The organism is Salibacter sp., assembly GCF_031581065.1.
GTDB lineage: Bacteria > Bacteroidota > Bacteroidia > Flavobacteriales_G > Salibacteraceae > Salibacter.
Map to the genome: position 1 here is coordinate 81,584 of NZ_JAVLBN010000005.1, position 13,670 is coordinate 95,253.

General features: G+C 40.8%; 9 protein-coding genes. All 9 read right to left on the reverse strand.

Annotated features, from left to right (window positions below):
- Positions 1-39: 39 nt before the first annotated feature.
- Positions 40-2,022, reverse strand: a complete 1,983-nt coding sequence (locus RI557_RS02625; RefSeq protein ID WP_310667438.1) for a hypothetical protein — start codon at positions 2,020-2,022, stop codon at positions 40-42.
- Between the two features lie 145 nt (positions 2,023-2,167).
- Positions 2,168-3,700 carry a YifB family Mg chelatase-like AAA ATPase gene (locus RI557_RS02630; protein ID WP_310681888.1) on the reverse strand — a complete coding sequence of 511 codons (1,533 nt, stop codon included), beginning with the start codon at positions 3,698-3,700 and terminating at the stop codon, positions 2,168-2,170.
- Positions 3,701-3,771: 71 nt separating this feature from the next.
- Positions 3,772-4,347, reverse strand: a complete 576-nt coding sequence (gene lpcA, locus RI557_RS02635) for a D-sedoheptulose 7-phosphate isomerase (RefSeq protein WP_310681891.1) — start codon at positions 4,345-4,347, stop codon at positions 3,772-3,774.
- Between the two features lie 34 nt (positions 4,348-4,381).
- Positions 4,382-4,681 carry a hypothetical protein gene (locus RI557_RS02640; RefSeq protein WP_310668658.1) on the reverse strand — a complete coding sequence of 100 codons (300 nt, stop codon included), beginning with the start codon at positions 4,679-4,681 and terminating at the stop codon, positions 4,382-4,384.
- Positions 4,682-4,888: 207 nt separating this feature from the next.
- Complete coding sequence (infB, locus tag RI557_RS02645) at positions 4,889-7,849, reverse strand: translation initiation factor IF-2 (RefSeq protein WP_310681893.1); 2,961 nt, start codon at positions 7,847-7,849, stop codon at positions 4,889-4,891.
- 65 nt (positions 7,850-7,914) lie between these two features.
- Complete coding sequence (gene nusA, locus RI557_RS02650; RefSeq protein ID WP_310668661.1) at positions 7,915-9,150, reverse strand: transcription termination factor NusA; 1,236 nt, start codon at positions 9,148-9,150, stop codon at positions 7,915-7,917.
- Between the two features lie 7 nt (positions 9,151-9,157).
- The gene (gene rimP / locus RI557_RS02655; protein ID WP_310668662.1) at positions 9,158-9,628 is read right to left on the reverse strand and encodes a ribosome assembly cofactor RimP; all 471 of its coding nucleotides are present in this window, start codon (positions 9,626-9,628) and stop codon (positions 9,158-9,160) included.
- An 83-nt stretch (positions 9,629-9,711) separates the two neighbouring features.
- Complete coding sequence (locus tag RI557_RS02660; RefSeq protein WP_310681896.1) at positions 9,712-11,280, reverse strand: hypothetical protein; 1,569 nt, start codon at positions 11,278-11,280, stop codon at positions 9,712-9,714.
- 269 nt (positions 11,281-11,549) lie between these two features.
- Positions 11,550-13,670: DUF4397 domain-containing protein (locus RI557_RS02665; RefSeq protein WP_310681899.1), on the reverse strand; the 2,121-nt coding region annotated here is incomplete at its 5' end.

Below are 13,670 nucleotides of genomic sequence, written 5' to 3' on the forward strand. Positions count from 1 at the left end.
ATATCTCCCGGGCTATAGAATAATGACTGAAACTGTCTCTTAATTCTTGTGAATGATTTTCAATCCACCAGTACCATTTGCTACGAAAATGAAGTCAGACTTTGATGCTACAAAGTTTGCAGATCCATCATAGTTGTAATTTCCAACAGCAGTTGCATCATTCTTATTCAAGATATGCAATCCGCTTTCACCGTTTGCAACGTAGATGTATTCATCATCAGTTGACACACCGTTTGTAGCGCCTTCAGAAGGATTGAAAGTAGCTATTGGAGACGATGATCCTGTAATAGCATCAAAAACCTTAAGTCCGTATGTGCCTGATGCAACATAAACTTTTCCGTTGTTAATATGAGCAACGTTTTTACCATCAGCCGGATTAATTGGACCAACCTGAATAACTGTAGGTGCTGAGAAGTTTGGATTTGGTAAATCGTAAACCATTAACTCAGAACTCGAATTGCCCTGCTTGAGCATGATCATCTTGTTACCATCGAAATCAAGGTACTTAAGGCGATCGTTGCTAACTTGTGTAGTCAGTGGACCACCAGCTGTATCCATAGTCGTTAAAGCTCCGCCAGTTTGACCAGAAACGAGATACAACAATCCGTTTCTTTCAATCACTGAGTTACCTGAATAAGAAGGTAGATCAAACTCTTCAAACGTATTATTTGTGAAAATTTCGTTTGTCAAAGTGAACTTACCTAAGTAAGCAGGTGAAGAAAGATTACTGGTATAAATGTCACGGCTACCGATAGCCCAAAGCTTTCTTTTATTACCGTTCATGTTATCACTCGCATAAAGGTGATTGAAATCAATATCAGCTGACCAAAGTGTTGTAATGATCGATGGATTTGTTGGGTTGCTGATGTCGTATACTTCGAGTAACCCTGCATAGTCTTGCGGACCATCATTTAAGTGCCAAGAAACGTAAGCGTAGTCACCGATAATTTGGATACATGTAGCACTCAATTTACGGCCATCGTTTGTTGTTGGCGCGTCAACATCAGCAACTAATGTGAAGTCATCTTCAGGTGCATCTCCGCTGCCAGGATTGCAATCTCCACTTGAAGGAATAAAAGCAGCACATTGAGTAACGTTAGGTCCAAACGAACCATTATTCACATCAATACCGGTTGAGTCACAAATATCAAGAAGTCCCGTAAGATTTCCTGATCCATTAATGATTGTTTGTCCTGCAACGTCAATTTTGCTGTAGTCAGAACCCACGCCATTGAGTGTTGTGTTCACAAAAACTTTTTGGCAGGCTATTAATGAACCACCGTTTAAATCGTTATTTCCGGTTGGATTATTGAAATGTACTGTTCCGTTAATGTTGAGAAAACCAAAATGATCCATATCTCCATTTTGGTGGAAGTTACCGGCAATATCCATTCTACAGGTGTTGATTAGCGTTGAATTTCCGTTATTGTTATAATTACCGGCAATATCAACATCACCATAATTCTCTACTGTTCCGTTGTTATTCATGTGGCCGCTAATGTTTACACCACTTTTTGAATAGTTCACGAAATAGCTGCCATTGTTGATGTTGAGTCCACCTGAAATATTGAGAATACCTCCAGCATTGATAATCAACTTAGCACCGTTGTTCAGGTTGATGTTGTTAACTGTGAGATTCCCACAAACAGAAAGAACACCTCCATTTAAGTTAACATTTCCCTGAAAAACACCACTGCTGGTAATACATACATGCTGATTATTGTTGATATTGAGATTCCCATTTTGGGCACCTGATATTGTTTGAGTACAACCTGTTTGACAATCTGTTGGTTGTGTGCTCGAAATAGCATCAATTGAATTTCCTTTTTTACCAGATGAAATATAACGTTTACCAGAAATATCGATCGGTTCGTTTTTGATGGTAACGCGTTCGTTTATCTCTGCAACATTGTTGTTTACTCCAGAGTTAGGAGAAGTTGGTTGTTGAGCCGGCTCATCTTTCTCACAACTCCAAAAAGCAACTACTCCTATAGCAACGATTAATAATTGTTTGATTTTCATAGCAAATTAATTTTGTTGATACTTTTCAAGTTCTGTACCAATTAAAGAATAAACACAAACCAATTGTTTATCAATGCTTTAAAAGACGGGAAGTAAACATCACCGTTCCCAAATTGGGAGTGTTAAGCTTTTATGGGATCGCTTATTAAGCCCAGCCCTCTCTGTCTAAAGACCTGTATTGAATTGCTTCAGCCAGGTGATTAGGCTGTATTGATTCGCTTTGCTCAAGGTCTGCAATGGTTCTAGAAACCTTGAGAATTCTATTGTAAGATCTCGCTGACAACCCAAATTTATCAACCGCGTTTTTCAATAATTGAGAACCTGCTTCATCTATTTGGCAGTGTTTCTTCATCAACTTGGGTGTTAGTTGCGAGTTGTTGTGAATATTTGGTTCTGACCGAAAGCGATCAATTTGCAATTCACGGGCTTTCACCACTCGCTCTCTAATTGACTCACTCGACTCACCGGCTCGTTTTGATGACAATTTCTCAAATGGCACAGGCTGCACTTCAATATGTAAATCAATCCTATCGAGAAGTGGACCCGATACTTTATTGAGATAGCGTAAAACTGCCTGCTCGCTATCGTTAGAAGTTTCGGGATCATAAAAGTCACCACTGGGAGAAGGGTTCATACTTGCTACGAGCATAAAACTGGCCGGATAATCCACCGTTATTTTAGCACGTGAAATCGTTACGACTCCATCTTCAATGGGTTGCCGTAATACTTCGAGGACTGCCCGCTTAAACTCAGGTAGTTCATCTAAAAAGAGAATTCCGTTGTGTGCCAAACTTATTTCTCCCGGTTTTGGGTTTGAGCCTCCACCAACAAGCGCAACATCAGACACGGTGTGATGTGGATGCCGAAACGGCCTACTTGTTAAAAGCCCTGTATTCTCACCTAGATATCCGGAAACTGAATGAATCTTTGTTGTTTCAAGGGCTTCTTCTAATGTTAGTGGCGGTAGTATTGTGGGAATTCTCTTGGCCAACATGGTTTTTCCACATCCCGGTGGTCCTATCAAAATAATATTGTGACTACCTGCTGCAGATATTTCGAGTGCTCTTTTCACACTTTCCTGTCCCTTTACATCCTGAAAATCGAGATCGAACTGGTTGACGTTTTTACTGAATTCTTCTCGGGTATTGAGCACTAAAGGTTCTAAGCCTTCACCTTTATCAAAAAAGTCAATTACTTCTTTGATATTTTTTGCCCCGTAAACATCAAGGTTATTCACGATAGCCGCTTCTCGCGCGTTTTGCTCAGGCAGTATAAATCCTTTAAAGCCTTCTTTACGTGCTTGAATAGCAATTGGTAAAGCACCTTTGATAGGCCTTAATTCACCATCGAGCGAAAGTTCGCCCATGATGACATAATCTCCTACTGATTCCGGTTTAACTTGTTCACTGGCTGCGAGAATCCCAATTGCTAAAGGAAGATCATAGGCCGATCCTTCTTTCCTAATATCAGCCGGTGCCATGTTAATCGTGATCCCTTTTCCAGGTATCTTGTAATCATTGTTTTTGAGAGCAGCATCAATACGTTTTTGGCTTTCTTTTACAGCATTATCGGGTAAGCCAACAAGAAAAAAGTTGATACCTTTTCCAATATTGACCTCAATTGTAATCGATTGAGCATCTACACCCTGCACTGCAGATCCATAGGTTTTTACAAGCATAGGTAATTGCGTTTATTACAATAATAACCAATTATCGTGTAAACACTAAAAGATCATAAAGGTAAAGCTTACTAAATAAGCGCTTTTTCGATGAGCCCGATGAAGCAGTGAATTATTTTGATGTGTATCTCCTGTATGCGATCAGCATAGCCTTCGTGCTGCACGCGAACCTCAACATCACAGTGATTTACAAGTTCACCGCCTTTTTTTCCGGTCAGAGCCACTACTTTCATACCTTTTTCCCGAGCCGTTTTGGCTGCGTTAACTACATTGGCCGAGTTTCCAGATGTGGAAATAGCTAGCAACGTATCTCCTTTTTGGCCCATTCCTTCAATGAAACGAGAAAAGACAAAATCGTATCCAAAATCATTTCCAGCACAGGTCAAATATCCCGGATCTGAAATTGCAATTGCTGGTAACGATTTTCGGTTATCGCGGTAACGTCCTGTGAGCTCTTCAGCAAAGTGCATGGCATCGCTCATGGAGCCGCCATTTCCACAACTGATCACTTTACTTCCCTTACTGATGCTTTCTACCATTAACTGTGCAGATTGCTCAATACTTTCAGCATTTTTAGGATTAGATATAAAGTTCTCCAGCGTTTTTTTTGCTTCTTGAAATTGCGACTCTATAAAAGCTAGGGACATGTTCTTGTTTTTTCCAAATGTAAGAAGTTAAAGCTTATTTTCCATCGCGCAGTTTCTTTGCTTCTTCTTTCGCACTGTCAAAACAACGCTCTTTGATGTTTTGATAATCTGCATCGTTCATGTCACGTGCTACTTCAGGGTTTGAAGATTTTTCTTTCGCGTACTCCAGAGCACACTCACAGTAAAGTTTTGCTTCATCATATTCCAGTGCTTCAGCCGTTGAGTTGACACAGTTTTCAACGAACTCTTTCTCTGTCGTTTTTGTCCAGTTGGGAGTATGACAAGCCGCTAAAGAAAGTACTATTACAACAAAGGTTCCGAGTAGTTTTTGCATTTTTATCTATTTTTCGATTGCAAAAGAAACATTTTGAGCTCAATAAAGGCTCATTTCAAATTATTGGTTTATTAAAAAGTTGAAAAAATCGGTCAGAACCGAATAGCATCTCGTAATAATAGCAGGCCGATGTGTGTTTGGATCTGACCAAAAAAGAAAACCCACCGCATGGCGGCAGGTTTTCAACTATCTATTTTGCACGATTCACTACAGTGTTTGTTTCACTTCTACTTCTTCGTAGCCTTCAACTACATCACCAACTTTAATATCATTGTAGTTTTCGATGTTGAGTCCGCATTCATAACCTGCTGCAACCTCTTTAACATCATCTTTGAAGCGCTTGAGTGAGCCAAGTTTACCATCGTAAATAACAACTCCCTCGCGGATCAATCGAACTTTTGTGTTTCGTGTAATCTTACCTTCTGTTACATAACAACCGGCAATTGTACCAACTTTTGAGATCTTGAATGTTTCGCGAACTTCAACATTGGCGACAATTTTCTCTTCAACCTTAGGCTTGAGCATACCTTCCATCGCTGCTCTTACTTCTTCAATTGCATCGTAGATCACAGAGTAGAGACGAATATCGATTTCCTCTTTCTCGGCTAATTTACGCGCAGTTGATGATGGTCTTACCTGGAAACCTACGATAATCGCATCAGAGGCACTGGCAAGTAGCACGTCAGAGTCTGAGATTTGACCAACAGATTTATGGATTACATTTACCTGGATTGAATCAGTTGAGAGTTTCAGTAATGAATCAGCAATTGCTTCAACAGATCCGTCAACATCACCTTTTACAATGATATTGAGCTCCTGGAAGTCTCCAATCGCTAGTCGTCTACCAATTTCATCGAGCGTAATGTGTTTTTGACTTCGAATTCCCTGCTCGCGTTGTAGCTGTTCGCGTTTGTTGGCAATATTTTTCGCTTCGCGCTCCTCTTTGTACTCGACAAATCGGTCACCGGCATTAGGAGCACCATTGAAACCGAGCATTGAAACCGGTTGTGATGGACCGGCTTTTTCGATTTTTTGACCGCGTTCATCAAACATTGCCCTCACTTTACAATAGTGACTTCCGGCAACGATTGTATCTCCAACTTCGAGTGTTCCAGACTGAACGAGTAGCGTGGTTACATAACCTCTACCTTTATCGAGTTCAGCTTCGATCACTGTACCTGTAGCGGTGCGATCAGGATTCGCTTTGAGTTCGAGAATATCAGCTTCAAGCGTTACTTTTTCGAGGAGATCTTCAATTCCCTCACCTTGTTTCGCTGATATTTCCTGAGCCTGGAATTTACCGCCCCAATCTTCAACGAGGATATCCATACCGGCTAATTCTTCGCGAATTTTATCAGTATTGGCTCCCGGCTTATCGATTTTGTTGAAAGCAAATACCATTGGCACACCTGCTGCCTGGGCGTGATTAATCGCCTCTTTTGTTTGGGGCATCACACTATCATCAGCTGCGATCACGATAATGGCTAAATCGGTGATTTGAGCACCTCGAGCACGCATGGCTGTAAAGGCTTCGTGACCCGGAGTATCGAGGAAAGTGATGTGTTTTCCACTGCCTATTTCTACATTGTAAGCCCCTATGTGCTGAGTAATACCTCCGGCCTCACCGGCAATTACGTTTTCTTTACGAATATGATCGAGAAGAGATGTTTTACCGTGGTCAACGTGACCCATCACCGTTACAATTGGTGAGCGCGGTTCAAGTTTATCGGGATCTTCCTCTTCTTCTTCAGGGACAACATCCTCTTCTATTTCTGGTTTTACTATTTCTGTTTGATAGCCAAACTCTTCAGCAACGATAGAAAGTGTTTCAGCATCGAGGCGTTGGTTGATGGAAACCATCATACCTAAAGACATACATGCTGAGATAACTTCATTCACGGAAACGTCCATCATATTAGCCAACTCACTTGCGGTAACAAATTCTGTTACTTTTAGGGTTGACTTTTCAGCTTCCTGTTGTGCTGCCTCTTTTTCGCGCTGCTCAGCTTTCTCGTCTCTACGCTGTTTTCTGAATTTAGCTCCTTTGTTCTTGCTTCCGCCCTGGAGACGTGCTAAAGTATCCTTAATTTCTTTTTGGATTTCCTCTTCAGTAGGCTCGTGCTTAGGTCCACGTTTTTTATTAGTAGAAGAAGGTTTTCCTCCTTTTTTATTACGGCCTTTACGAGCTTCTTTTTCAGGATTAACGCCTTTAGCTTTTATGCGTCTGCGTTTTTTCTTCTTGGGCTTTTCTGTATCTTTTTGTTCAGATGACGAAGCTACCGGCTTTTTCTTTTTTGGTTTCTCGGGTAAATTGATTTTCCCCATGACCTTTGGGCCAGATAGTTTTTCGTATTTTGTCTCGTGATGCTCTGGTCCTTTAGAGGTTTCTTCTTCCTCTTTTGGATCCTCTTCAGTCTTTTTAGACTCTGCTTCCTTTTTAGGCTCTGCTTCTTTCTTTGCTTTCGCCTCTTCTTCTTTTGCTTTTTTAGCAGCTTTTTCCTGCTCTTTTTTATCAGCTTCTTTTTGAGCTTTGGCTTTTTTCTCTGCCTCTTTCTCTTTTTTCTCTTTCTCTTTATCCTTTTTAGATTTTGAAGGACGAGTTTTGAGGTTCATTCCATCGAGGTCGATTTTACCCACTAATCGAGGGCCATCTTCACCGAGTTGTTTTTCTTCTTTCTCGATTTCAGGCTTGTTATCGTCCTCTTGACTTTTACTGTCAGAACCGGAATCAGCTTCTTCTTTCACCTCAGGCTTTTCAGCTTCTTTCTCGCTTTCTTCTTCTTTCGGTTCAGGCTGTTCAGTTTTTGACTCAGTACTTTCCGGTTCTGATTGTGAAGGTTTTTCTTCCTCTTCATCGTCAGAGCCAATATTCTCTATGAGAACCTCATCCTGAGAATCATCATCTTCTTCAATTTCTTCCTGGGCGTCATCATCGAGGCTGATAGTTGTACGCTCCTCTTTTTGGCTCTTTAGCTCCTGCGACTTTTCTTTAGCCGCCTTATCGGGCATGAATTGCTCGAGCAGGATTTCATATAGCTCTGGAGTAATCTTGGATGTGGGTTTTGCCTCGATTTCGTGACCCTTCTTTCCTAAGAATTCCACGATCGTACCAATTCCAACATTTAGCTCCTTCGCTACTTTATTTAATCTTTTGGGTGCGTTTGCCATATATTACCTCGAAAAAAATTTAGCACAAATTAACAGATTCTACTTGAATTATGTAACCCTGAGGTTTATTCAAATTCTGCTTTGAGTATATTCAGTACGTTTTCTATACTCTCATCTTCCAAATCGGTTCTTTGAACGAGATCGTCTTTAGACAGTTCCAAAACACTTTTGGCAGTGTCTAAACCAATTGACTTGAAGGTGTCAATGATCCAACCTTCGATTTCATCGTTAAACTCATCGAGGTTCACATCATCGAGGTCTTCATCGCTTTCGCGATAAACATCAATTTCGTATTCAGTCAATTTACTCGCCAGCTTGATATTATGTCCTCCTTTTCCAATTGCCAGGCTAACCTGGTCAGGGTTGAGGAAAACATCTGCTCTCATTTCATCTTCTTTGATGTTGATTGATGAAATTTTGGCCGGACTCAAAGAACGTGTAATGTACAATGAGGGGTTCGTTGTGTAGTTGATCACATCGATATTTTCATTGCGTAACTCACGAACGATTCCGTGAATTCTTGAACCTTTCATACCAACGCATGCTCCTACAGGATCAACGCGATCGTCATAAGACTCAACAGCAACTTTTGCTCTTTCGCCTGGTTCGCGAACGATATTTTTTATCGTGATTAATCCGTCAAAGATCTCAGGAACTTCGAGTTCAAAGAGTCTTTCAAGGAAAACAGGTGATGTTCTTGAAAGCACGATGATCGGGTTGTTGTTTTTCATGTCAACTTTCAAAACAACTGCTCTTACAGCATCTCCTTTTTTGAAGAAATCTGACGGTATTTGTTCTGATTTAGGAAGGATTAATTCATTTCCCTCATCATCCAGTACGAGAATCTCGCGTTTCCAAATTTGGTAAACTTCACCGGTTACAATTTCTCCAACACGGTCTTTGTAAAGCTTGTAAAGACTGTCTTTCTCGAGTTCGTGGATTTTAGAAATGAGGTTTTGACGCATGGCCAAAATGTTTCTTCTTCCAAATGAATCGAGCTTGAGTTCTTCAGCTACTTCTTCGCCTATTTCAAAGTCGGGCTCAATTTGAATTGCTTTAGAGTATTCGATTTCAGCATTATCATCTTCGACCGCTCCGTCTTCAACAACAACGCGGTTTCTCCAAATCTCAATATCACCCTTATCTGGGTTCACAATTACGTCAAAATTTTCATCGTCTCCGTATTTTTTCGCGATCATGTTCTTAAATACCTCTTCGAGGATATTCATCATGGTAACGCGGTCAATATTCTTGAACTCTTTAAAGTTCGAAAACGATTCAACTATTTCTTGTGTGTTCATTGTTCAATTATTTAAATGACACGATGACTTTTGCTTCTTCTATTTCGTTAAAAGGTATATCGTATTCTGTAGTGACCCACTCTTTTTTCTTGCGGCCTTCTACTCTTTTTTTCTCTTTTTGCACCAGTTTTATTTGGTCAGATCCAACTTCAGCGAGCTCTCCTTCAACTTTTTTGATTTCTCCCTCTCTCAAAACTCTCAATGTTCTACCAACATGTTTTTTGTACTGACGAGGCATGGTTAAGCCTTCGTCAACACCGGGTGATGAAACATCGAGTTTAAAGTCTTCTTCATCGCGATCGAGCGTGTGCTCAACATGCCTGCTTATTTGCACGCATTCATCAATACCTAACCCACTATCTGAATCAAGGATTATTTTGATGTTGTTCCCGGTTCCGACCGAAATATCAACAATAAAAACATCGCCATCAGCGACTTTGTCATTTACTATGTCTTCTATTTTATCTTTTGTAATCACAAAAATTCACATAATAAAAAAGAGGGGTCCTGCCCCTCTTCCCTGTATTCGCTGCAAATGTAATGATAAATTTCTAAAAAACATTATTTTACCTTTTCTCCATTGTTATATTTTACTTCACGGATGAGTTTCCCTTCTTTACTGTAAAATTTCCAGGTTCCATGCGGTAATCCACGCTTGTATTCTGTCTCGCTGAGCAATTGCTCTCCCTGGTACCATTGTTTGCTTTTTCCGTGTGGCCGGCCAAATTTGAAATCCTGCTCTCTCTTCAATTGACCAAATGGAAAGTAAAATTTCCAGGTGCCTGTTTTTTGGCCGTTTTTAAAACAACCTTCAGAGCTCATATTGCCTTTGGGAAAGTAGTACTCCCAGCACCCGGCTTCTTTCCCGTTTTCGTATTCGCCTTTTTCTCTTATTCGGCCGGTTTTGTACCAGTAAGTCCACTCTCCATGTTTGAGGCCCTGATTCATTTCTCCGCGGTACTTGATTTGACCATTGGGAAACCAGCTCTCCCACTTGCCATGCATTTTGCCTTCTTGATAAAAACCCTGACTCTCCTTTTGACCATCTTCATAATAAGCAAACCACTCACCTTGTTCTTTTCCTTTTTCAAAATCTCCGGTTGTCCAAACATTGCCGTTTTTCCACCATCGTGTCCAGCTACTGTCTTTTTTGTCTTTCAAATAATCGCCTACGGCAAATTTTTCACCAGTTGCGTAAAACGATTCCCAGGTGCCGGTTCGCATGTCGTTTTTAAACTTTCCGGTAGCATCTAACTGGCCATTTTTAAAGTAAAAATGCCAGGTGCTGTCTTGTTTGTTGTTTTTGAGGTATCCTTTTTGTTTGAGGGTTCCATCCTCGTAATACCACTGCCAAAATCCGTGCTGTTTATCACGCAAAAACTGACCTTCCATTTTGAGCTGACCTGAAGGATAGTAGGCCTTAAACAGCCCTGTCAGCAAACCATTTTCATATGTCTCGACCTTCCATTTTTCTCCGTCAGGATACTGGTAGTTCCACTCTCCGTGTAATCTACCATCGCGGAAACTACCTTTTGACTTGAGTTCTCCGCTTTCGTAATAATAGCTCGCTTCACCATTTCTCACACCTTCTTTTACGGTTGCTTTTTCTTTTAGCTCACCATTTTCGTGGTAGTATTTTAAAGTGCCCTTTCCATTTTTGATCAGAACCTCACCTTCTCCACTCACGAGCTTTTGAATTGTAATGATCCCTGTATCGTTTTCTTCGATTTTTCTAATTGAACCGTCTTTGAAATAGTATTTCCAGGTTCCATCTCTCAAGTCATTAGCGTAATATCCTTCTTCTTTGAGTTGACCATTTGAATACCAGGCTTTGAAGATGCTATCTCGCTCACCCCATTCAAAAAAGCCTAAAAACTCCTGTTGACCATCGGGATAATAGGTGGCGTTTTTACCGTGACGATAGCCGTTTTCAAAATTTGCCTCTTCCTGCAATTGACCCGATTCATACCAGAATTTCCAGGTGCCGTGTTCTCTTCCTTTCAGGTATTTTCCCTCGCTGCGTTTGTGCTCCTCAGCTTTGTCGTAATAATCGACATAATCCTGAATTCGCTGGGCAATTGACAGGCTTGAAATTAAAATCAATGTACAGAAAAGGGCTGCCTTTTTCATAAGTATCAAAATATATTGGGTTCAAACTTACGTTCTTAATTGAAACGTAAAACTGTGAATTGATTATATCATGAACATGAAAATGTCAAAATAAAAAGAGGGTGTATCAATACCGAAAAATTTATCATTTTTCGATATTAAAAGGCAATTCGTTAAAATTTAAAAATCTGATTTAGGAGTGTTTACATTTTACTCCATAACGAATTTTAAACTTTAATACGCCTTTTGATACACCCTCCAACCAAAACACTAAATGAAAGAAACCAACCCTACTTAATCTTCATCACTTTTCCATTCAGCGTATTTTTTTCTGTCTTGATTCTATAAATGTATTGGCCGGCAGGTAGTTCGCTCATGTCAACCACGTTCCTGGCCGATGTCAATCTTTCGGATCTGACCATTGAACCTACCATATCATAAATTTCAACTTCAGCCTGCCTATCATTTGGTAACTCAATTGTCAATTGATCAACAGCCGGGTTTGGATAAATTGAGACATCTTCCTGACTCACCACCTCATCAACAGATGTTGGCACTGATGGCAACTCTACAAGGTTACCGCCTTCAGAAAGAGCAGCCCACAATCCAAATGCTTCTCCATTGCTGTTTTGACTAGGATCTAAAAATCCTGAGGCGAGAACTGTAATTGCCGAATCCTGTAAATTGAGCGTTGAAAGTGGCGCACTGTATCCGGCAACTGTAGTTTGGCCATTAGAAGATGTTACATTCAATTGATAATCTGCAGTTGCGACTTCCAAGTAAGAGCTATAGTCACCGTACTGGATATCATCAACTAAAGTGCCGGCTCCGGCATCAACTTCAACCACATCAACTGTTGGAGCATCTGTAGCACCGTGAAATACAAGCACATCTGTTTCGCCTGAATTTGCTGCCTCAGTTCTCGCATTGGTATTGAGGTAGAGATCAAATCCAGCTTGAGAAGCATCTGGTGTGTAACCAGACTGACTCACGATTCCGTTTGCTACAATAATATTTGAACTACCTTCATTCATTGTGACGGCCTTATCAAAGATACTATTTGAAAAATCTGTGCTGGCTTCATCAGCTACGTGAAGGGTAATATTAATTCCAGATGGCACTTCCATGAATGGAGTTGCGGTTCTGAAAGAAACATCATCAATTTTTCCCATTTGCTCTCCTGCTGGACCTTCAGCGTATAGATCGACTGTTTCTGCTGCCATATCTGCACTGTTGTGGATGATTTGAAGCTCAGCAGTTTGCATAGGCAACCTAACAAACTGACCTCCCTCCGGCAGGATTGCGAAGAGGCCAAACTCTTCTCCATCAGAGTTTTGTGATGGATCTAAAAACCCTGATGCTACAACTGTTAACGCTGTGTCACCCAATCCAAGTGTTGCGAGTGGAGCGTTGAAATTCCTTACATCAATTGAACCACTACCGTCTCTTACGGTCAGATCCAAATCGGCTAAAGGTGCATTGATGTAACCCTGGAAATCTCCGTAATTCAAATCGTCAACTATCGTTGCTCCCAAAGTATTTTCGAAAACATCAACTGTTGGTGCATCGGTTGCCCCGTGATAAACTAATACATCAACCTCACCGGCATTTTGAGAAGACGTTCTTGCGCCTTCAAAAAAGTCGATATTGAATGGTTGAGAAGGAGTGTATCCACTACCGCTAACTATACCACTTGCGATTCCTACGTAACTGGAATCAGTCGTGAGAGTGACTGCCTGAGTGTAAATACCACTTGCCGGACTTGTACTTGTATCGGGAGCAACTACTGCTTCTAATTCAAGAGAGTTATCAATACTTGCCGGAGCCGGTAAGAATCCTGTTGCAGATTGATAAGTTACATCATCTAACTTGGCTAGTGTCACACCTACCGGATCAACAAGGTAAATATCAACAATTTCTGCAGCCTGATCTGCTGAGTTGTGCGCAAACTGAGCTGTAGCTGCTGACATAGGCAATTCGATTAACTGACCTCCTGAAGGAAGTGCAGCATACAAGCCAAAACTTTCACCGTTGTTATTGGCTGATGGATCTAGAAATCCACTGGCCAAGACCACTAAAGCAGAATCTTCTAAACCTAAAGTTTGAAGAGGAGCTGCGTACTCTCTAACTGTTACAGCACCTGTCTGATCCTGGACCTGAAGTGTATAATCATCTGTGTTCAATGATAGGTAAGAGGCAGAATAATCTCCGTAATTGAGATCATCAATAATAGTTCCTGCTCCTACTCCAACTTCTGCTATATCAACTGTTGGAGCATCTGTTGCTCCGTGAAATGCCAAAACATCAGTTTCACCAGAGCCTTGGTTAGCTGCCTGCTCTCTACCGGTTGGAAAAATAGAAATTGTAAAGGGCTCAAAGTTTGAATACCCCATTTGAGAAATTAATCCATT